At 59.9% G+C, this 21,167-nt stretch carries 19 protein-coding genes and 1 pseudogene; 5 read left to right on the plus strand and 15 right to left on the minus strand.

All coding sequences use genetic code 11. The annotated features are described in order from the left end of the window. Window positions 1-61 precede the first annotated feature (61 nt). Together ACF0H7_RS24730 and ACF0H7_RS24735 are read right to left on the minus strand one after the other, a co-directional pair. Window positions 62-3,133, minus strand: a complete 3,072-nt coding sequence (locus ACF0H7_RS24730) for an efflux RND transporter permease subunit (RefSeq protein ID WP_397449469.1) — start codon at window positions 3,131-3,133, stop codon at window positions 62-64. Between the two features lie 6 nt (window positions 3,134-3,139). Further along, window positions 3,140-4,240, minus strand: a complete 1,101-nt coding sequence (locus ACF0H7_RS24735) for an efflux RND transporter periplasmic adaptor subunit (protein ID WP_397449470.1) — start codon at window positions 4,238-4,240, stop codon at window positions 3,140-3,142. Window positions 4,241-4,332: 92 nt separating this feature from the next. Here ACF0H7_RS24735 and ACF0H7_RS24740 point away from each other — a divergent pair, with 92 nt between their 5' ends. Beyond that, a complete protein-coding gene (locus tag ACF0H7_RS24740; RefSeq protein WP_397449471.1) occupies window positions 4,333-4,968 on the plus strand; it encodes a TetR/AcrR family transcriptional regulator in 636 nt (211 codons plus the stop codon). A gap of 87 nt (window positions 4,969-5,055) precedes the next feature. Here ACF0H7_RS24740 and ACF0H7_RS24745 read toward each other — a convergent pair whose 3' ends face one another. Further along, the gene (locus ACF0H7_RS24745; RefSeq protein ID WP_397449472.1) at window positions 5,056-5,838 is read right to left on the minus strand and encodes a class I SAM-dependent methyltransferase; all 783 of its coding nucleotides are present in this window, start codon (window positions 5,836-5,838) and stop codon (window positions 5,056-5,058) included. Between the two features lie 96 nt (window positions 5,839-5,934). On the opposite strand from ACF0H7_RS24745, the gene ACF0H7_RS24750 reads away from it, so the two are divergent. After that, a complete protein-coding gene (locus ACF0H7_RS24750; RefSeq protein ID WP_397449473.1) occupies window positions 5,935-6,552 on the plus strand; it encodes an energy transducer TonB in 618 nt (205 codons plus the stop codon). 10 nt (window positions 6,553-6,562) lie between these two features. Here the strand turns inward: ACF0H7_RS24750 and ACF0H7_RS24755 are convergent, their stop codons facing one another. The 6 genes from ACF0H7_RS24755 to ppc form a co-directional block, all read right to left on the minus strand. Further along, the gene (locus ACF0H7_RS24755; RefSeq protein WP_397449474.1) at window positions 6,563-7,393 is read right to left on the minus strand and encodes an oxaloacetate decarboxylase; all 831 of its coding nucleotides are present in this window, start codon (window positions 7,391-7,393) and stop codon (window positions 6,563-6,565) included. A gap of 38 nt (window positions 7,394-7,431) precedes the next feature. Continuing rightward, complete coding sequence (locus ACF0H7_RS24760) at window positions 7,432-8,301, minus strand: DUF72 domain-containing protein (RefSeq protein ID WP_397449475.1); 870 nt, start codon at window positions 8,299-8,301, stop codon at window positions 7,432-7,434. Beyond that, window positions 8,298-8,591 (minus strand): hypothetical protein, encoded by a 294-nt coding sequence (locus tag ACF0H7_RS24765; RefSeq protein ID WP_397449476.1) that lies wholly within the window; start codon window positions 8,589-8,591, stop codon window positions 8,298-8,300. Before ACF0H7_RS24765 ends, ACF0H7_RS24760 begins: the two co-directional genes overlap by 4 nt. A 294-nt stretch (window positions 8,592-8,885) precedes the next feature. Then, window positions 8,886-9,566, minus strand: coding sequence for a tRNA (adenosine(37)-N6)-threonylcarbamoyltransferase complex dimerization subunit type 1 TsaB (gene tsaB, locus ACF0H7_RS24770; RefSeq protein ID WP_397449477.1), 681 nt, complete (start codon window positions 9,564-9,566; stop codon window positions 8,886-8,888). Window positions 9,567-9,662: 96 nt separating this feature from the next. After that, complete coding sequence (adk, locus tag ACF0H7_RS24775) at window positions 9,663-10,310, minus strand: adenylate kinase (protein WP_397449478.1); 648 nt, start codon at window positions 10,308-10,310, stop codon at window positions 9,663-9,665. A 292-nt stretch (window positions 10,311-10,602) separates the two neighbouring features. After that, window positions 10,603-13,239, minus strand: a complete 2,637-nt coding sequence (gene ppc, locus ACF0H7_RS24780) for a phosphoenolpyruvate carboxylase (RefSeq protein WP_397449479.1) — start codon at window positions 13,237-13,239, stop codon at window positions 10,603-10,605. Between the two features lie 242 nt (window positions 13,240-13,481). Between ppc and ACF0H7_RS24785 the strand changes: the two genes are divergently transcribed. The 3 genes from ACF0H7_RS24785 to ACF0H7_RS24795 all read left to right on the plus strand — a co-directional run bounded on the left by ACF0H7_RS24785 (window position 13,482) and on the right by ACF0H7_RS24795 (window position 15,372). Next, entirely contained in the window at window positions 13,482-13,826 is a 345-nt protein-coding gene (locus tag ACF0H7_RS24785) for a pilin assembly protein (RefSeq protein WP_397449480.1), read from the plus strand. Between the two features lie 281 nt (window positions 13,827-14,107). Then, the gene (locus ACF0H7_RS24790) at window positions 14,108-14,524 is read left to right on the plus strand and encodes a DUF4398 domain-containing protein (RefSeq protein WP_397449481.1); all 417 of its coding nucleotides are present in this window, start codon (window positions 14,108-14,110) and stop codon (window positions 14,522-14,524) included. Between the two features lie 56 nt (window positions 14,525-14,580). Next, entirely contained in the window at window positions 14,581-15,372 is a 792-nt protein-coding gene (locus tag ACF0H7_RS24795) for an OmpA family protein (protein WP_397449482.1), read from the plus strand. 91 nt (window positions 15,373-15,463) lie between these two features. On the opposite strand, the gene ACF0H7_RS24800 is transcribed toward ACF0H7_RS24795, so the two are convergent. From ACF0H7_RS24800 to lysS, 6 genes and pseudogenes are all read right to left on the minus strand, one after another. Next, on the minus strand, window positions 15,464-15,793 hold the full coding sequence (locus ACF0H7_RS24800) for a hypothetical protein (protein ID WP_397449483.1): 330 nt from the start codon (window positions 15,791-15,793) through the stop codon (window positions 15,464-15,466). Then, window positions 15,793-16,716 carry an alpha/beta hydrolase gene (locus ACF0H7_RS24805; protein ID WP_397449484.1) on the minus strand — a complete coding sequence of 308 codons (924 nt, stop codon included), beginning with the start codon at window positions 16,714-16,716 and terminating at the stop codon, window positions 15,793-15,795. Before ACF0H7_RS24805 ends, ACF0H7_RS24800 begins: the two co-directional genes overlap by 1 nt. Before the next feature lie 137 nt (window positions 16,717-16,853). After that, entirely contained in the window at window positions 16,854-18,131 is a 1,278-nt protein-coding gene (locus tag ACF0H7_RS24810) for a flavohemoglobin expression-modulating QEGLA motif protein (RefSeq protein WP_397449485.1), read from the minus strand. 30 nt (window positions 18,132-18,161) lie between these two features. Continuing rightward, window positions 18,162-18,713 carry a hypothetical protein gene (locus tag ACF0H7_RS24815; RefSeq protein ID WP_397449486.1) on the minus strand — a complete coding sequence of 184 codons (552 nt, stop codon included), beginning with the start codon at window positions 18,711-18,713 and terminating at the stop codon, window positions 18,162-18,164. 25 nt (window positions 18,714-18,738) lie between these two features. Beyond that, window positions 18,739-19,471, minus strand: a pseudogene (locus ACF0H7_RS24820) (TetR/AcrR family transcriptional regulator). Window positions 19,472-19,638: 167 nt separating this feature from the next. Continuing rightward, window positions 19,639-21,141 carry a lysine--tRNA ligase gene (gene lysS / locus ACF0H7_RS24825; protein WP_397449487.1) on the minus strand — a complete coding sequence of 501 codons (1,503 nt, stop codon included), beginning with the start codon at window positions 21,139-21,141 and terminating at the stop codon, window positions 19,639-19,641. Between the last annotated feature and the right edge of the window lie 26 nt (window positions 21,142-21,167).

The raw sequence follows: 21,167 nt of genomic DNA on the forward strand, positions 1-21,167 counted from the left end.
GCGTCAGCGCCTGTAAGATCGCCATCGCCGGCAAGCCGGACCGCTACGGGAGTAGGACAAGTCAGCCCTCGACCTTCTTCACCCTGAACCACGCCGCATACAGCGCTGGCAGGAACAACAGCGTCAGCGCCGTCGCGACGATCAGGCCGCCCATGATCGCCACCGCCATCGGGCCGAAGAACACGCTGCGTGACAGCGGAATCATTGCCAGCACCGCCGCCAACGCCGTCAGAACGATGGGGCGGAAGCGGCGCACGGTGGCTTCGATGATCGCTTGCCATTGGTCCAGCCCGCCGGCGATGTCTTGTTCAATCTGGTCGACCAGAATCACCGAGTTGCGCATGATCATCCCGGACAGGGCGATGGTGCCGAGCATGGCGACGAAGCCGAACGGCTGGTTGAACACGATCAGGAACAACGTCACGCCGATCAGGCCCAGCGGTGCCGTGAGGAACACCATGGCGGTGCGCGAAAAGCTGCGCAGTTGCAGCATGAGCAGGGTCAGCACCACGACGATGAACAACGGTACGCCGGCCTTCACCGAGTTCTGTCCACGCGCCGAGTCTTCCACCGTACCGCCGACTTCAAGCAAATAACCGTCCGGCAATTCGGCGCGCACGCCGTCCAGCGTCGGCAGGATTTGCGCCACCAGGGTCGCCGGCTGTTCCTTGCCGTAGATGTCGGCGCGGATGGTCACGTTGGGCAGGCGATTGCGGTGCCAGATCACGCCCTCTTCAAAGCCATATTCCAGCGTCGCGATTTGCGACAAGGCGACGCTGGTGCCGTTATTGGTCGGGATGGCCAGGCTCGGTAACGAGGCCAGCCCTTCGCGCTCCTGATGCGTACCGCGCAGCAGGATATCGATCAACTCATCGTCTTCGCGGTATTGGCTGACGCTGGAGCCGGTCAACGAGCTTTGCAGGAAGCGCGACAGGTCGGCGGTGGTCACCCCCAAGGCCCGCGCCCGGTCCTGATCGATGTTGAGGTGCACCACCTTGCTCGGCTCCTCCCAATCGAGGTGGACGTTGGACACATGCGGGTTTTCCCGCACCTTGGCGGCGACCTCGCGCGCCAGTTCGCGCACTTTTTCGATGTGTTCACCGGAAATCCTGAACTGCACCGGGAAGCCTACCGGCGGACCGTTTTCCAGACGTGTCACCCGAGGGCGCAAGGTCGGAAACTGCTCGTTGAGGGTGGTAATCAACCAGGTGCGCAAGGTCTCGCGATCCTCGATGGTTTTCGCCAACACCACGAACTGGGCGAAGCTGGCCGCCGGTAATTGTTGATCCAGCGGCAGGTAGAAACGCGGCGAGCCGGTACCGACATAGACCACGTAATTGTCGATGCCTTGGTGATTCTTCAGCATCTCTTCCAGACGCTTGACCTGCTCGTTGGTACTGCTCAGCGAGGCGCCTTCGGCCAGTTTCAGGTCGACCATCAACTCCAGTCGCCCGGACGCCGGGAAGAACTGCTGCGGCACGAATCGAAACATCACCACCGACAGCACGAACAGGCCGACCGTCAACACCAGCACCGTCTTGCGTCGACGCACGCACCAGCCGACAAGGGCACGGACACGTTTATAGAATGGCGTGCCATAGGGGTCGTGGGCCTGAGCGTCCGGGCCATGTTTCGCCGCATGGATTTTCGCCAGGTCCGGGAGTAGCCGGTCACCCAGATACGGCACGAACACCACGGCGGCGACCCACGATGCCAGCAGGGCAATGGTCACCACCTGGAAGATCGAACGGGTGTATTCGCCGGTACTGGACTGCGCCGTGGCAATCGGCAAAAAGCCCGCAGCGGTGATCAACGTACCCGTGAGCATCGGGAACGCCGTGCTGGTCCAGGCGAAACTAGCGGCCTTGAGCCGGTCGAAACCCTGTTCCATTTTGATCGCCATCATCTCCACGGCAATGATCGCGTCGTCCACCAGCAAGCCCAACGCCAGCACCAGGGCACCGAGGGAAATCTTGTGCAGGCCGATACCGAGAAAATACATGCAGGCGAAGGTCATCGCCAATACCAGCGGAATGGTCAACGCCACCACCAGCCCGGTGCGCATGCCCAGAGAGAAGAAACTCACCAGCAACACGATGCCCAGGGCCTCGGTCAGCACATGCACGAACTCGCCAACCCCGGATTTTACCGCCGCTGGCTGGTCCGAGACCTTGCGCAGTTCCATGCCTGCCGGGAGGTTTTTCTGGATGTGGGCAAATTCGTCTTCCAGCGCATGACCCAGCGACAGAATGTCACCGCCGTCCTTCATCGCCACCGCCAGGCCAATCGCGTCTTCGCCCATGAAACGCATGCGCGGCGCCGGTGGATCGTTGAAGCCCCGCTGCACCTCGGCGACGTCACTGATGCGGAAGGTGCGATCGCCGACCCGGATCGGGAAGCTCCTGATTTCGTCCACGGTCTGGAACCGCCCGGTCACCCGCAGTTGAATGCGCTCACTGGGCGTTTCGAAAAATCCTGCGGTCGCCACCGCGTTTTGGTCTTCCAGGGCTTTCTGTACGCTCTGCAGTGACAGCCCGAGGGTGGCCAGTTTCACGTTCGACAGCTCGATCCAGATTTTCTCGTCCTGCAGGCCCAGCAGATCGATCTTGCCGACGTCCTTCACTCGCTGCAGCTGGATCTGGATGCGATCCGCGTAGTGCTTGAGCACCGCGTAGTCGAAACCTTCGCCGGTCAGCGCGTAGATATTGCCGTAGGTGGTGCCGAATTCGTCGTTGAAAAACGGCCCCTGAATGCCCTGCGGCAAGGTCTGGCGGATGTCGCCGATCTTCTTGCGGACCTGATACCACAACTGCGGAATGTCTGAGGAGAGCATGGCATCGCGGGCCATGAAGGTGACCTGCGACTCGCCGGGACGCGAGAACGAAACGATGCGCTCGTAATCACCGGTTTCCATCAGTTTTTTTTCGATGCGGTCGGTGACCTGCCGTGCTACTTCTTCGGCACTGGCGCCCGGCCACAAGGTGCGTACCACCATGGCCTTGAAGGTGAACGGCGGGTCTTCACTCTGGCCGAGCTTGGTGTAGGACAGCGCGCCAACGATCGCCAGCAACATCATCAAAAACAGCACGATCTGCCGATTGCGCAGGGCCCATTCGGAAAGGTTGAAACGCATGCAGGGCTACTCCTTCGCCGCCAGTTTCACTTCCCGATTGCTCCGATCCACCGGACGCACCTTTTCCCCGTCATGCAGCACATGCACCCCCGCCGCGACGATCCAGTCGGTGACGTTGAGGCCGCTCAGCACCGGCACGCTGTCCTGACCGTAGGCCGCGACCTGTACCGGAGTGCGCTTGAGCGTGTTGTCGGACTCCAGGCGCCAGACATAGGTGGCACCGTTTTCGGCGGTCAATGCCGACAAGGGCACAGACAGCGCCACGGTCTGGTCAGTCTGGATAAATACCCGGGCGCTCTGGCCCAGCTCGGCAGGGACTTTGCCGCCGGCGAACGCAATCCGCGCAGCGAACGTCCGCGAACGCGGGTCGGCCGACGGTGAAAGCTCGCGAATATGACCGGGGAAGCGTTGATCCTGCTGTGCCCACAATTCGACCGCTACCGGCTGGCCGATCTTGAATCGGCCGAAGTTTTGCTCCGGCAGGCTGATCAGCACTTCGCGTTCACCGTCGGTCGCCAAGGTGAATACCGTTTGTCCGGCGGCGACCACTTGTCCGACTTCCACCAAACGGCGGGCGATAACGCCATCTTGCGACGCACGCAGCACTGTGTAACTGGCCTGATTATCGGACACCGTGAATTGCGCCTTCATTTGCTTGAGGCGGGCATCGCCGGCGAGGTAAAGGTTTTCCGCGTTATCGAAGGCCGAACGGCTGACCAGTTGCCGCTCCATCAGGGTCTTATAGCGGTCACGTTCCGAGCGCACCAACTGCAAATTAGCTTCGGCGGCGGCGACCTGAGCGCGGCTAGACTCCAGTTGCAGGCGCATGTCCTGGGGGTCCAGCTCGGCCAGCGGCTGATTGGCCTTGACCCGCTCACCCTCTTCCACCAGACGCTTGGTCACTTTGCCGGGAATGCGGAACGCCAGTTCTGGCTCGAAGCGCGCGCGTACTTCGCCAGGGTAACTTTCCATCGACTGCGACGCCGGCTGCGGCTGAATGACCATGGCCGGGCGCACCGTGGCCTGTGGAGGCGCTTCATGGCCACAGGCCGTCAGCAGAAGCACCAGGCTGATCGGCAGGGTAAAGGACAAGGCATCGCGAAACATGGTGATGGGCCTTCGGCAAAGAATGCTTTAATTGTTGTACTGAAGCGTATAGTAAGAAATACCAAACTCACCAGTCCACTAATAAAACGAAGATGCCAGATAATTCATTAGCCTCGACCGGCCCCGGCCGCCCCAAAGACCTGGCAAAGCGCCAGGCTATTCTCGACGCGGCGAAAAACCTGTTTTTGCGCAACGGTTACGCCAGCACCAGCATGGACGCGGTGGCCACTGAGGCAGGTGTGTCGAAACTGACGGTTTATAGCCATTTCACGGACAAAGAGACCTTGTTCTCTGCTGCCGTGGTGGCGCGCTGCGAAGAACAACTGCCGGATCTTTTTTTCGAGGTTGCCCACGACACGCCGGTGGAGGTGGTCCTCAACAACATCGGCCGTGGCTTTTATGCGCTGATCAACAGTCCCGAGTCATTGGAACTGCATCGATTGATGGTCGCTCAAGGCGCCCAGGAGCCGAAACTGGCGCAGATTTTCTTCGAGGCCGGACCGCAACGCATCCAGCAGGAAATGGAGCGTTTTCTGAGCGAGATCGACAAAAGCGGTTGCCTGCGCATCGAAAGCCCGCGCATTGCCACCGAACATTTTTTGTCGCTGCTCAAGGGCGTCTGTAACTTCCAATTGCTAATCGGCTGCGCTGAACAGCCCAGCGAGCAAGAAGCGCAAGAGCATGTTCAGGAAGTCGTGAGTTTTTTCATGCGGGCTTATCGGCCCTGATGTCGCTTTGCGACAATCGCAGCCTTCGGCAGCTCTTACAGAGACCGCGCAATTTCTATAGGCGCTGCCGAAGGCTGCGAAGCGTCTTCAGCCTTTCAATGCCTTCTTCGGATAAATATCGTAGCGGCTCGACTTCCCATCCAGCGCATAACTCGGCTTCGGCCCGTCGATGCAGGGCGCCTTGCGCGGGCGTTTGACTACCACCCGATGGGTTGCCAGCGCCAACGCTGCTTCGAGCAATGCAGGGGCGTCCATGTCATCGCCCACCAGCGGCCGGAACAGGCGCATTTCCTTTTTCACCAGCGCGGTTTTCTCACGATGCGGGAACATCGGGTCGAGGTAGATCACCTGCGGCGCTTCACCTTCCCAGGCGCGGATCAGATCAATGGAATTGCCGGTCAACAACCGCATGCGCGCCATGATCGGCCCCACCTCACGGTCCTCCCGGCCACGGTTCAGGCCATCTTCCAGCAACGCAGCAATGATCGGCTGACGCTCGATCAGGCTCATTTCGCAGCCCAGGCTAGCCAACACGAACGCATCCTTGCCCAGCCCCGCCGTCGCATCCAATACCACCGGACGTACGCCGGGCTGAATGCCCACTGCCTTGGCGATCATCTGCCCGGTGCCGCCACCGAACAAGCGCCGATGGGCCGTAGCACCTTCAACAAAATCCACGCGCACCGGGCCCGAGGTGTCGGCGCCCAACTGCTGCAATTGCAAACCGTCGTCCGTCACCTGCAGGGCAAACTCCGCTTCGGCATCCGTCAACGGCAAGCCCAGACGCTGCGCCCAATGCTGCGCCTGCGCCTGCCCGTTGCTGGTCAAGGTCTCGACCCGGATGCGATTGCCCGCTTGTTGCTCACTCATGTGCCCACACGCTCAATTATTTGTTAATGATCGGCAACATTGGCCGATAACGAGAATATCCAGCATTTTGCCAGAGCCGGACGATTAACGAGCGCTATGTCTGACATTGAAAACAAATCGATAGGCTATTTGTCGCACGCCGGCGACTACAGCCTTCGCAACTCCCGAGCCTTGAGCGGTGTCACCCAGCTCTGGTCGGACGCGTTCGCTCGCGCAATGGCAGAACAAGTTGGTGAAAGCACAGGCGTTTCCACCGAGGTCAGCCCCACTGCGGCGAACCCGGTCACCGGCGAACCGCTGGGTGGCAGCAACGCATTGGGGCAAATCGTCGACCAGCGCCAGCTCCCGGTAGAAGGCGTACCGCGCACTCCGCCCGTGCCATTGCACCTGCCGATTGCCGAGTTCGAACTGGACTTGCTGCCCAAGCCCGCCGAACCGTTCAGCGTCAGCGATATGATCGAACAGCAACGCAACCTGAATTTCGACAGCGGCTGGGTTCGGCCGCTGGTACTTGATCCACCCCAGGCCGATCCGGGCCCGGCGCCGCAAGAGCGTCCGCTGCACCTGCCGATCGCCGAATTCGAATGGGACCTGGCGGACAAGCCTGCCCTGCCCCTCGATCCGCAAACCATCGACGCTCAGCAGCGTCACCTGGACTTCGATAACGGCTGGGCGCGGCCGCTGATCCTGCAAAACCTGCGCATGGCCGCTTAAGCCTCACCCCTCAGTCCTCGAATAAACTATTCAGCTTCGACATTGGCAGGGCCTGCTCGCTGTAGGTGAACGTGCCTTTTTCGCTGATTTCTTGCGCCGCGCGATAAAAACTACCCAACGCAGTGCGCGCCAACGACGAACCGACACTGATGCGCTTGACCCCGCAGGCGTTCAATTCGGCCACCGACAGCGTGGCGCCGCTTAACCCCATCAGCACATTGACCGGCTTCGGCGCCACGGCCTGGACCACGGCGATGATTTCCTCGCGGGTGCGCAATCCCGGCACGAACAACACGTCCGCGCCCGCTTCGGCGTAGGCAGTAATCCGTCGTAGCGTGTCAGCAAAGTCCATTCGACCATGCAGAAGGTTCTCCGCACGAGCGGTGAGCATGAAGGGGAACGGCAAACTGCGCGCAGCGTCAACGGCGGCCTTGACCCGCGCTACTGACAATTCGAAGCTGTAGATCGGGTCATGCGGGTTACCCGTGGCATCTTCAATCGAACCACCGACAATCCCGACATCCGCTGCTTTAAGGATGGTCTCGGCACACTCCTCCGGGCTGTCGGCAAAGCAGTTTTCCAGATCGGCCGACACCGGCAGGCGTGTGGCACTGACGATGGCACTGAGGTTATCCAGGGTCTCATCGAGGCTGACCAAGCCCTCGCCGTCGGCACGCCCCAGGGTAAAGGCCAGGCCGGCACTGGTGGTGGCCAATGCCTCGAACCCCAGCTCCGCCAACAGTTTGGCCGAACCAGCGTCCCACGGGTTGGGAATGACGAACGCGCCCTCACGTTCATGCAAGGCTTTAAAGCGCTCGGCTCGAAGTAATTGCGTCCCCATTTGTGCACTCCTGATTCTTGTTGGGTAGGCGTATGACCTTACAACAAGCCCAACTGCTGCGCGACCGGCGCGCGCTCCAACAGCGCCAGCTCTGGCAGTCCTGGCAAGCGTGCCATCAGTCGCCCATGAAAGCGACGGGCCAGCTCCGGCGCCTGGATGTTATCGGGGGTGTGCAGAAACACGTAGGGCGTGCGCCCTTCTTCGATCCAGCCGGCGACTTTCTCTACCCAGGGCAGCAGAAACGCATCATTGGCCTCCAGCACCGGATGACCGATGAAGCGCACCTGAGGGAATTGCGTCAGGGCCGCTGGACGTGGCGGGACTTTGGGTTTTTTCGATTGTGCATGCAGCACCGCCGGATCACTCGACACGCAACTGAACAGCGCGCGCGGGTCGAGGCAAATGCGTTCGACACCGCGATCCAGCAGCAGGCGATTGAGCATGCGCTCCTCATCGCCCTTGGCAAAGAACGCCCGGTTGCGTACTTCGACGGCCAACGGACGATCAAGGGCATCGATGAAGCTGGCCAACTCCGCCAGGCGCAGCGGGCCAAAACTGGCCGGCAATTGCAGCCACAGGGGCGCTACGCGTTGGCCCAGCGGTGCCAGCAGTTGCACGAAATCGTCTGCGGCTTGCAATTGTTGGCGCAGATCGCCGCCATGGCTGATGTCGCGGTGGAATTTGGCAGTGAAGCGAAAGTGTTCTGGCAGGGTCTGCGCCCAACGCTGGACGATGATCGGCGATGGTCGCGCGTAGAAGGTGGTATTGCCTTCCACCGCATTGAACACCTGTGCGTACAACCCGAGGAAATCGTTGGGCCGCGCATTTTCCGGGTACAGCGAATCACGCCAGGCGCTTTCACTCCAGGACGGGCAACCGAGGTAGTACGGGAGGCGTTGAGAAGTCAAACGTGAACGTCTAGGCCCAATACTTCCATGTCCCACTCGACGAAGCTGGCCGTGGAGATATAACTGGCTAGCGCAATGGCAACACGACTGCTGACCGAACGAGGGAAAATCATGTCCTGCTGACGCGCGGGAAGATTCGGCGTCGGGTTGGACTGAGTGGTTTGCGCACGCGCGACGGGGGCTTCGATCTCGCTCTCGGTTTCCTCGAAGGAACCGTCAATCGTCGCCGGGCCTTTGCGAGGCTTGCGCTTGATTGGGTAAGAGCGTGATGACGTTCCGTTTATGCGCATGGCTGCGATCTCGGCATGATGTAGTGGCAATTTAGCAGTACGAACATGACTTCACAAATGCCCGAACGTTAACTAGACCACACTTTGCAGAAAAGGTTTAAAAACACCGATGAGGTGTCGTTATTCTGCAATTTCCTGTCATTTTGACGAGATATTGGCGCCCGAAATTTGTATGGGCAGGACCCACGGTTGACCTGTAGGAGCGAACTTGTTCGCAAGGCGGTGCATCAGACAAACTGCGTCCGGCTGCTCGCCAACAAGTTGGCTCCTACAGGGAATTGTTTATGCGGTGTATCAGGCTTTCGGCATCTTCGGCGTGGCAACTTTGTCGCGCAGGTACACCGGTTGCGCATCGTCGGCGACGACCGCCTCACCACGCTGCCAGGCGAAGGTTGCCAAGGTCAGCAGGTCTTCGGCGTGGGGCAGCATGGCGGCGTCTTGCCCCTTCAACGCGACTGCGATTCGCTCGCCATAGCCCCAACCGGTGCCCGCACCGAACCACTCGCCGCTGGAGCCTTCCGGCAAGGCCGCCTGCTCCGGTGGCTTCACCGCTTCTTCACCGACCAGACGCATTTCGCCGTCGACTTCGCGGTAGCAACCCCAATACACCTCGTCCATCCGCGCATCGATGGCCGATGCGACTTGCCGTGCACCGTGCTCGCGAAAAGCACGTTGTGCCAGCACCGCGAGATTCGACACCGGCAACACCGGGCGATCAAGGGCGAAGGCCAGGCCTTGGACCACACCGATGGCAATCCGCACCCCGGTAAAAGCCCCCGGGCCCCGGCCGAAAGCGATGGCGTCGACCTCGGACAATTCCACCCCGGCGTCGGCCAGCAGCTGCTTGATCATCGGCAACAGGCGCTGGGCATGCAGGCGCGGGAGGACCTCATAGTGGCTCAGCACTTTGCCGTCGTGCAGCAAGGCGACAGAGCAAGCTTCAGTGGCGGTATCCAGGGCCAGCAAGGTGGTCATCGGTGGTTCCATTCGTTGAAAGCAGCGTAAAAAAAGTGCCGTATTATAAACAACTACGGCCCGCAAGCGGGCCGTAGTTGATCAGCAAAAGCATTATCAGCTGAAAGCAGCCTGAACCTTGGCGGTGATCTCTTCGACCTTGCCAACGCCTTCGATGTGGGCGAACTTCGGCTTGCCATTCTTGGCCGACAGTTCCTGGTAGAACTTGACCAGTGGCTGGGTCTGAGCGTGGTACACCTCGAGACGGTGACGCACGGTGGCTTCAACGTCGTCTTTGCGCTGAACCAGCGGCTCGCCGGTTTCATCGTCCACGCCTTCATTCTTCGGCGCGTTGAACAGCAGGTGGTAAACGCGGCCCGAGCCTTCGTGGACACGACGACCGGAAATGCGTTTGACGATCTCTTCGTCGTCGACCGAGATTTCAATCACGTGGTCGATTTCCAGGCCGGCAGCCAACAACGCTTCAGCCTGAGGAATAGTGCGTGGGAAGCCGTCGAACAGGCAGCCATTGGCGCAATCCGCTTGCGACAGGCGATCTTTGATCAGGCCGATGATCAGGTCATCGGACACCAGGCCACCGCTGTCCATGACGCTCTTGGCTTTCAGGCCAAGCTCAGTACCGGCCTTGACCGCCGCGCGCAGCATGTCGCCGGTGGAAATTTGTGGGATGCCGAATTTTTCAGTAATGAACTTGGCCTGAGTACCTTTACCGGCCCCGGGAGCTCCCAGCAGAATTACGCGCATCGATGTGCTCCTAAGTTTTTATATGGATTGCGTCAGATTCGCCTCATGGGGCCAATCTCAAAAATAAAGGTTCAGCCAATCGGCCAAAGGCTGATCAAGATACACAGCAGACTAATCCCACACAAGCCGCTAAAAGTCGCAGTCAACTGATGACCGGCAAGCACGCAAACGAACACGTCTCGACGGTCATGGTCTGCAGCAACCTTATAGGGATGCGTCTTAAAAGGTCAATATATTGCCATTTGATGAATCGCGCTGCCGATTACGTGGCAGCGCCAATCATCTGGCACCCTCAACCGGTGTTGCGCAAACCGGCGGCGATACCCGCGACGGAGACCAGTAAAGCCTGTTCTAAAGGGCTGTCCAAGGTTGATTCCCGCTGGCGCGAGCGCGCCAGAAGCTCGGCTTGCAGCAAGTGCAGCGGGTCGAGGTAGGTGTTGCGCAGGCTAATGAATTCCAGGGTTTCTGGGCTATGTGCCAGCAGCTGCGACTGTCCGGTCAAACCTAGCACAACCGTGCAGGCCTGCGACAATAGGTCGCGCAAATGCGTGCCTAAATGTTGCAATCGCGGCTCGACCAACCGTTCGTCGTACATCCGCGCGATATCGCTGTCGGCCTTGGCCAGCACCATCTCCAGCATGTCGATCCGGGTACGGAAGAACGGCCATTGCTCACGCATTTGCCCCAGCAACTCGCCTTCGCCGCGCTCCAGCGCCTTACTCAACGCCGCTTCCCAGCCCAACCAGGCCGGCAACATCAAGCGGGTCTGGGTCCAGGCAAAGATCCACGGGATCGCCCGCAGACTTTCCACGCCCCCTTCGCGACGCTTGGCCGGACGGCTGCCCAGCGGCAGACGCCCCAGCTCCTGTTCGGGCGTGGCCTGACGGAAATAATCGACGAATTCCGGATGCTCACGCACCACCGCACGATAGGCACTAACGCCATCGGCAGCCAAGTGGTCCATCATCTGCCGCCATGCCGGCTCAGGCATCGGCGGCGGTTGCAGGGTCGCTTCCAGCACCGCCGCCAAATACAGATTGAGGTTTTGCTCGGCGATGTCTGGCAACCCAAACTTGAAACGAATCATCTCGCCCTGTTCCGTGGTGCGGAAACGCCCGGCCACCGAGCCTGGCGGCTGCGACAGAATCGCCGCATGGGCCGGACCGCCGCCCCGGCCCACGGTGCCGCCACGACCGTGAAACAACAGCAATTCGACTTGCTGCTCGCGGCAGATTTCCACCAGCTTTTCCTGCGCCCGATACTGCGCCCAGGCCGCAGCCGTGGTGCCCGCGTCCTTGGCCGAATCGGAGTAACCGATCATCACTTCCTGCGGGCCGTTCAAGCGCAAACGGTAGCCCGGCAGGCTCAACAACTGCTCGATGGCCGGCCCGGCGTTATCCAGATCGGCCAGGGTTTCGAACAGCGGCACCACGCGCATCGGCCGCTGCAGACCCGCTTCCTTGAGCAGCAATTGCACGGCCAAAACGTCGGATGCCGCACCGGCCATCGAGATCACATAAGAGCCCAGCGAGGCCGCTGGCGCTGCCGCCACTTCACGACAGGTCGCCAGCACTTCAGCGGTATCCGCTGCCGGTTTGAAATGCGCGGGCAGCAAGGGGCGACGATTATTCAGTTCACGCAGCAGGAAATCGATACGGGTTGCTTCGTCCCATTCTTCGTAGCGACCCAGGCCCAGATAATCGGTGATTTCGGTCATCGCCGAGCTGTGACGACTGGAGTCCTGACGCACATCAAGACGCACTAGAAACAGACCGAACGTCACCGCGCGACGTAGGCAATCGAGCAACGGCCCGTCAGCAATTACGCCCATGCCGCACTCATGCAGCGACTGAAAACACAGCTGCAACGGCTCCAGCAGATCCTTGTTGTTGTGCAGCACGTTATCCGGCGCCGGCTGAGTGACCGCCAACGAAGCCTGGGCCCAGTTACGCGTGGCTTTCAGTCGTTCACGCAGACGCTTGAGCACTGCGCGATAAGGCTCGGCACTGTCACCCGCTGCCGCACGTAACGCATCGCTGGCTTCCTGCATCGACAGTTCGGCGGCCAGTTGATCGACGTCACGCACATACAAATCAGCCGCCATCCAGCGCGCCAGCAACAACACTTCACGGGTAATGGCCGCCGTGACATTAGGGTTGCCGTCGCGGTCACCACCCATCCACGACGCAAAGCGAATCGGCGCAGCCTCCAGCGGCAGGTGCAGCCCGGTGGCGGCATGGAGCGCATGGTCGGCCTTGCGCAGGTAATTGGGGATCGCCTGCCACAGCGAGTGCTCGATCACGGCGAAGCCCCATTTTGCCTCGTCGATCGGTGTCGGCCGCGTGCGGCGGATTTCTTCGGTGTGCCAGGCTTCGGCAATCAGCCGTTGCAGGCGCGTGGTGATTTGCGCGCGCTCGCCGGCGTTCAAATCGCGATGATCGAGCGCCGCCAATTGCGAGGCGATGGCATCGTATTTCTGGATCAGCGTTCGACGCGCCACCTCGGTGGGGTGCGCGGTCAACACCAGCTCGATCTCCAGCTTGCCCAGTTGCCGGGCCAAGGCTTCAGGACTGTGCCCATTGCCTTTCAGGCGCTCCAGCAACTCAGGTAGAACGCGGTATTCGAAGGGCTGCGGCTGGCTGTCGTCACGACGATGGATGAGCTGGTATTGCTCGGCAATGTTGGCCAGGTTGAGGAACTGGTTGAAGGCGCGTGCCACGGGCAGCAACTCGTCTTCACCCAGTTCGGCGAGGCTTGAACTCAACTGTTCGGTGCCGGCTGCCGAGCCTTGGCGCCCGGCCTTCGCACCCTTGCGGATGCGCTCGATCTTGTCGAGAAACTCAGGCCCGCGTTGTTCGAGAATCGTGTTGCCCAACAGCTCACCCAGCAGGTGAACGTCTTCACGCAATCGTACGTCAATGTCGGCCATTAGCCCTTCTCCCCAGCGTTTCTGGACGGATGCTGTTCAGCCGGACACAGGCCTGACTGAACAAGCGCGCAAAAATCTGATCTACCAAGAGTGCACAGCGCGACTAGTTCTGACAAGCACGCGACGCTTTACATACGCTTTACGCCTGCCTTTCAACGCCTGGACTAGGCTCATCGATGAGCCGCACGACGACTCGCACTCCCCCATCTGCCCGCCACGAGCGGGTTGACCAAGAGGTTCCTATGAAAATCCGTGAGCTCGCCAAACACTGGGAACAGAATGCCAAAGGCCGTCTGACCAAGACCCGTTACGCGATTCACCTCGATGTCGGAGCAGCTGCACGGCTCGCTGCGATTGCCGAAATGTACCCCAAACGTCACCCCGAAGAACTGCTGGGGGAATTGATCGGTGCGGCGCTGGAAGAGCTGGAAGCCAGCTTCCCCTACGTCAAGGGACAACAGGTGGTTGCCACCGATGAAGAGGGTGACCCACTGTACGAAGACGTCGGTCCGACCCCGCGTTTTCTCTCGCTGTCGAAGCGCTATCTGCGCGATTTAGCCGAACAGGCTGACACCCAGAAGCACTGATTCCGACACCCGCTTTCGCCTCCTTCCCTGCCTGTGTGCCCGACCGCTTTTTGCGGTCGGCATACGCCTGCGCGTCATGTCGACCCCGGTCTAGAGCCTTCGTCTCACTGAAAAAAACTTCATACCGTTGAAAAAAGCTTAGTGAACTATTCAAAAATGCCGCTGGTCACAGCCAGTAACCATCACAGAAAAAGCTCTGGCAGCCGATGGCTCAGCTCTTTTTACCCCGCCCGCTGCCGGCCTATGACTGTCATGGAAATCTTGTTTTCAGGAGTTATCCAATGGAGTTGAAAACCATGAAGATCAGTACTGCGACAACCTCATTGAGCAACCTGCGCGGGCTGAAACTGGCCGTCCTTGCTCTCGGTAGCAGCGTCGTATTGGCCGGATGCGCGGGCAACCCTCCGTCGACCCAATACGCGGTGACGCAAGCCGCCGTGAACAGCGCGGTCAGCGCCGGCGGCACCGAGTACGCCGCGCTGGATATGAAGAATGCCCAGGACAAACTGAAGCAGGCCGAAATGGCCATGCATGACAAGAAGTATGACGAAGCCCGAATGCTCGCCGAGCAGTCCGAGTGGGACGCTAAGGTAGCCGAACGCAAAGCCCAGGCGGCGAAAGCCGAGAAGGCGGTGCAGGACGCCCAGAAAGGCGCGGATGAAATACGTCAGGAAGGCCTGCGCACGACCACGCAATAAGCGCGGCAACCAGAGCTTTTCCGTGAATTCGTCATTGATTGGAAGGACACCTAATTATGCGTACACAACTGATGATTCCTGCACTTCTGGCGCTGAGCGTTGGCCTGGCGGCTTGCGCGACGCAACCCAATCCAACGCTTGATCAGGCGCGCACCAACTTTTCGGCGCTGCAAGCCGACCCGCATGCCAGCACGGCCGCGGCCCTGGAGACCAAGGAAGCCAGCGATTACCTGGACAAGGCCAACCACGCGTACGAAAACCGGGAAAGCGCGAAGACGGTTGATCAACTGTCTTACCTGACCATTCAGCGCGTCGAAGTGGCCAAGCAAACCATCAACCTGCGCACCGCTGAAGAGCAACTGAAAAACGCCGACGCCATGCGCGCACAGGCCCGTCTGGCGTCTCGCGATGAGCAGATCAAACAGCTGCAGGCCAGCCTGAATGCCAAGCAAACGGATCGCGGCACCCTGGTGACCTTTGGTGATGTGCTGTTTGATGTGAACAAAGCCGAACTGAAGTCCACCGGGATGATGAACGTCAACAAGCTTGCGCAGTTCCTCCAGGAGAACCCCGACCGTAAGGTGATCATCGAGGGCTATACCGACGCTAGCGGCTCGGACAGCTACAACGTGTCACTGTCGGAACGGCGTGCCAACTCGGTGCGCATGGCGCTGGTGCAAATGGGCGTCGACCCGTCGCGTGTTGTGACCCAAGGCTACGGCAAAGAGTACCCGGTGGCAGATAACGCCAGCAACTCGGGCCGGGCGCAGAATCGTCGGGTGGAAGTGACCATCTCCAACGATAACCAACCGGTAGCGCCACGTTCGTCGATGCAATCATCGAACTGATGCAACATCCCTTGTAGGAGCGGGCTTGCCCGCGATCACGGTCCGTCAGACGGATCGCGATCGCGGGCAAGCCCGCTCCTACATCATCGAATCAAGGCTGCAACTGCTGCGGCGTTTCCTGCCCCAGGCAATGCACAGCCTGTTTGCTGCCATTCACCAACACCCCGCTCAAGCCCTTCTGTTCGGTATCGAACAACACCACCACGCCATCGATGCACTGCGCCACTTCGCTGGCCGCGTCGACAGAGATTTTGTAGTCCTGCCCAGGAATCGTTTTGAGCATGGTGAATTCCTTGAGCTCCAACGCATCTTCCGGTTTGGCGAAGTGCAGGTAGCCGTAGTACCACAGGCAAGCGATGGTGCCGAAGATGCAGCAGATACCGGTGATGATCAGAGGGATTGCGTCACGTTCTTGCTTCATTACGGATTCTCTAGGCTTTCAATGTCTGAATTCGGTGGCTCGGGTGCAGCCTTGGGATAATTCGGCACTTCGGCCAGGCGACGCAGGCCGTTGAAGTGCTGTGGATCTTCCAGATAACGCACCATCACCTGACGCCAGGTCGGGTCGAAAAAGGTCTGCACATGGCCGCCGCGGGTTAGCTGCAACACCCGCGGAGGGGGCGCAGCTTGATACAGACTGATGCCGTTGGAAAGGGGCACAATTGTATCGTCGAGGCTCTGGAACAACAGAATCGGCGTGCCTTTGAGTTGCGGCAGGCCTCTGATCGCGCTGTCCGAATCGGGAACCAGCCATGACAGCGGCGTCTGAAACAGCCAGAACGGCCACGCGTTGCCCAAGGTATATCGCGCCACATCGCGATAGCTTGCCGGCGTACCGTCCAGCACCAGCGCCTTGAGCCGCGCGCGCTGTGTCGGGTGCTCGGCCAGGTAATGCACGGCCAGGCCGCCACCGAGACTCTGCCCCAGCACCACCAATGGCTTGCCCTGCACCTCGGGCGCTTTGTCCAGCCAATCGAACGCTGCGTCAATGTCCTGATAAATCGCCGGCAGGCTCGGCTCACCCTCAGACAAACCGTAGCCACGGTAATCCAGCAACAGCACTTGATAGCCCTCTTTCGGCAGCCACCAACTGCCGCCCAAATGCATCGGCAGATTGCCGCCATTGCCATGCAGATGCAGCACCGTGCCCTTGACCGGCACGCCCTCCTTCGCCGGCAAAAACCAGGCGTGGAGCCGGGTGCCATCGGCGGCGGTGAGGGTCACGTCGCGGTAAGGCAGATGGGCTTTTGCCGGGGTGAATAACTGGCCGTGCTCGGGATAGAACAGCAGCTCGCTGCAACCGCTGAGGGTCAGGAGCAAGGCGAGGATGCTGAGTACCTTCAAACTGTTGTCCCCTTTGTCCGCAGCAACACATTCCTGTAGGAGCTGCCGAAGGCTGCGATAAGGCCCGCAGGGCCTTCACATAGATGACCGCTTCACGGTCAATCGCAGCCTTCGGCAGCTCCTACAGGATTGGTGCATCACAAGATATTCGAGTAATCCGCTTCGATCCGATCCAGGCTCAAATGGTTCAAGAAGTTCGAGAAGCACATCCATGCCGACAGCGCGTTCATGTCGCGGAATTGTTCCGGCAGGTACTTCGGCGCGACCACCAGACCTTCATCCACCAACTGGCGCAGGGTGCGCATGTCTTCCAGGGTGGTCTTGCCGCAGAACAACAACGGCACCTGCTCAAGCTTGCCTTTACGCACGGCCAACTGAATGTAGTTGTAAACCATGATAAAGCCCTTGAGGTAGGACAAGTCTTTGGTAAATGGCAGACCATTGGGCACCGAACCACGGAAAACCCGACTGGCGTTGCCGTAGCTGTCGGCCATCTCAAAACCTTGCTCGCGATAGAACTCGTACACCTGCAAGAAATCAGCGCCCTCCTCGGCCATGTGAATCGCGCGGGTGCGGTTGGTCAGCTTGCGCAGGCGGCTCGGGTAGGAGGCAAAGGCGATCACCTCCATCAGAATCGCCAGCCCTTCTTGGGTCACAGTCGACGAAGGCGGGCCCTTGGCGAGGAAGGTGCAGATCGGCTGATTCAAACCGTTCAGTGTGGTGCCGACATGCACCAGCCCTTCGTGGACTTCCAGCGCGCGCACGTCACGTTCGTTGAACATCGCATCGGCGCGGATCTTGATGTAGTCGGCGCCCGCCGCCGCGTCGGCGACGATACCGTCGGACTCGAATACACGAATGGTCGACTCCGCCTCGCCAAACACTTTGTTCAGCCGGCATTGCAGCAGATTGACCGCGTCTTTCGCCGTCAGAGTTTTCGGCTCGTCTTTCAGGTCGCCACGCCCGGCGATGTTGTTCAGGTAATCCGAGAGCATCAGGCCCAGGTCGGACAGCGTCGGATCACCGGCATGGAACGCGTCGGAAGCAGCGCCATACAACTCCTGGGAAATCAGGCCGAAGTCCGGTGTGCCGCGTGCTTCGAGCATCCGGATAACCATCCGGTACTCTTTGCACATACGCCGCATGATTTGCCCGACCGGGTTGAACTGGCCCAGTTGGCGGGTGATGTCACGCTCGATGTTCTGGAACTCCAGCTTCACCGCACCGGAGTCGAAGGCCAATGGGCGGCTGTCGTAATAGGCCTTGTCCACGGCCGGCATTTCTTTGCCCTTGGCCTTGAGAAAGCCCTTGCGGATGCTGTCGTCCCATTTGACCGCGTCGAGTACGCGGATCGGCGTCTGTGCCAGGACGATGCGGTCCGACAACGTACGAATAGTCTGCTGGTAATCGTCCACCCGGTACTCCTTGGTTGATCAGGTTTCGCCCTATTTGGGCAGGCGCTGATAACGCGCCATTTCGAGGAAAACGTCAGAGTTGGCCGGATCGTCAAGGTAGGCGAACACTTGATCCAGGGGACTGGTGACCATCACCCCGTCGCCTTTCTCGGTTTCCAGCGCCTGGCCGGCCAACGTTTTCTGCTCGATCAATTGGTTAATGCGGTCGATATCGAGGGGGTAGACCACCAACTCGTTGTTTTCCGACAACTCAAAACCGGCGATGACATAGTTCGACCCGTATTTATCCGGCAAACCCGCCGACAAGTACCAGCGGCTGCCGTGGCGTGACACGGTAAAGGTGTATTCATCGCCGTGCTTGCGGTCACCCTTACGATAGCTGACCGCTTTGTATTCACGTTCCTGCCCCGCCGCGCGGGTGATCTCGAGCTCCAGCGCTTCGCCCCAGGCATTCTTGCTGGTCCAGCGACCGAGCAACTCCGCCGGCGCTGCGTCCCTGGCCGGAATCGGGTCCTTGAAGGTGACCAGACAACCGCTCAACAGCAGGAACGACAAGGCCATCAGCCAGACCCGGGCACTCATCGGACTTTCCAGAAAATAACCATCATCACTCGGCGTTCCGTTGCGCGGCACCCAGGACCAAATGCATGTAACGGGTAAGGATGCTCAGCATGTCTGAGTCCGCCTGTGGCTGCGGGCCGTCCAGCAGGCCCTGATATTCCATCCGGCAGATAATCCCCGTCAACACTTGAGCGTCCTGCTGCGGTTGGGAAGAACCCACTACCTGCAACAACTGACAGGTGCCTTGCAGCAAAATCCGCTGGTGTGCGCTGACCAGCTTCGCCAGCCGTGGATTGAGCAGCGCTTCCTGGAGGAAGGCATGTTCAGCGATCAGATGTTCGCGGCGGGTGGTCAATTGGCGACGCAGGTACTCCATGGTCATGACCGCGATTTCGTCGGCCAATCGTGCGCGGGCGTTAGGGGAGCCGTCGCTGGCGAGCAAGCATGCCGCGCAGGATGACTTCGGTGTTTTCCCAGAGCTTGGCCATGTAGGCCGCGCTGCGCTCGACGTATTGCGAGAAGGCATCGGTGAGCAGGTCGTCGATGTCTTTGAAGTAATAGGTGGTGGCCGATAACGGCACGCTGGCTTCAGCGGCGACCGCCCGATGACGCACCGCGCGCACGCCATCGCGGACCACGATGCGCATGGCGGCATCGAGAATGTCCTGTCGACGCTGTTCGCTGCCCTGTCGGCTGGCCTTGCGGCCTTGATACTGAACACTCCGGGCAACGGCTGTGGCAATGCCAGCAGCACCTTCTTGAGCAGCCGTACGGGTCACGACAGGATTTCCTCTTGAGTAAAATCGCGGGCAAGCCCGCTCCTACAGGGGAATGCGTTCAACTGTAGGAGCGGGCTTGCCCGCGATAACGATTCTTCAGGCGCAGAAGAATCAAACCAGAACAGGCAAAAAAAAACCGCCCTGCTCAGGCGGCTTTTTCACAACATTTACGCTTGTGGGCGCATGTGCGGGAACAGGATCACGTCGCGAATCGACGGTGAGTTGGTCAGCAGCATCACCAGACGGTCGATACCGATACCTTCACCCGCCGTTGGCGGCATGCCGTACTCCAGCGCACGAACGAAGTCGGCGTCGTAGTGCATGGCTTCGTCGTCGCCGGCGTCCTTGTCGGCCACCTGCGCCATGAAACGCTCGGCCTGGTCTTCCGCGTCGTTCAACTCGGAATAGGCGTTGGCGATTTCGCGGCCACCGATGAACAACTCGAAGCGGTCGGTGACGTTCGGGTTGTCGTCGTTACGGCGAGCCAGCGGCGACACTTCGAACGGGTACTGGGTGATGAAGTGCGGCTGCTCCAGCTTGTGCTCGACCAGTTCTTCGAAAATCATCACCTGCAGTTTGCCCAGGCCTTCGAAACCCAGCACCTTGGCGCCGGCTTTCTTGGCGATGGCACGCGCGGTGTCGATGTTTTCCAGATCGGCAGCGCTGAGATCCGGGTTGTACTTGAGGATCGAGTCGAACACCGACAGACGCGCAAACGGCTCGCCGAAGTGGAACACCTTGTCGCCGTACGGCACGTCGGTGCTGCCCAGAACCAGCTGCGCCAGCTCGCGGAACAGCTCTTCGGTGAGGTCCATGTTGTCTTCGTAATCGGCGTACGCCTGATAGAACTCAAGCATGGTGAATTCAGGGTTGTGCCGGGTCGAAACGCCTTCGTTACGGAAGTTACGGTTGATCTCGAATACTTTCTCGAAGCCACCGACAACCAGACGCTTGAGGAACAGCTCCGGCGCGATACGCAGGAACATGTCCAGGTCGAGCGCGTTGTGATGCGTCTCGAACGGTTTGGCCGCCGCACCACCAGGAATGGTCTGCAGCATCGGTGTTTCGACTTCCAGGAAGTCACGCTTCATCAGGAAGCTGCGGATGTGCGCGATGACTTGCGAACGCACGCGGAACGTGTCGCGCACTTCTTCGTTGACGATCAGGTCAACGTAGCGCTGACGATAGCGCTGTTCAGTGTCGGTCAGGCCGTGGTGTTTGTCAGGCAGCGGGCGCAGCGACTTGGTCAGCAGGCGCACGGTGGTCATTTCCACGTACAGGTCGCCCTTGCCGGAACGGGCCAGGGTGCCTTCGGCGGCGATGATGTCGCCCATGTCCCAGGTCTTGACCGAGGCCAGGGTTTCTTCCGACAGGGTCTTGCGGTTGACGTAGACCTGAATGCGACCGGTCATGTCCTGGATCACCATGAACGAGCCACGGTTGAGCATGATGCGACCGGCAACCTTGACCGGAATCGCTGCATCCAACAGCTCTTCCTTGGTCTTGTCGGCGTACTGCTTCTGCAAGTCATTGCAGTAGCTGTCGCGACGGAAGTCGTTGGGGAAGGCCTGGCCTTTGGCGCGCTCGGTGGCAAGTTTTTCCTTGCGCAGGGCGATCAGGCTGTTTTCTTCCTGTTGCAGGTCTTGCGGGTCGAGTTGTTGGTCGCTCATGTCTTGGTTTTTCCATCACAGGTTCA

The sequence above is a fragment of the Pseudomonas sp. NA-150 genome, from assembly GCF_044336365.1.
In the GTDB taxonomy this organism is placed as follows: domain Bacteria; phylum Pseudomonadota; class Gammaproteobacteria; order Pseudomonadales; family Pseudomonadaceae; genus Aquipseudomonas.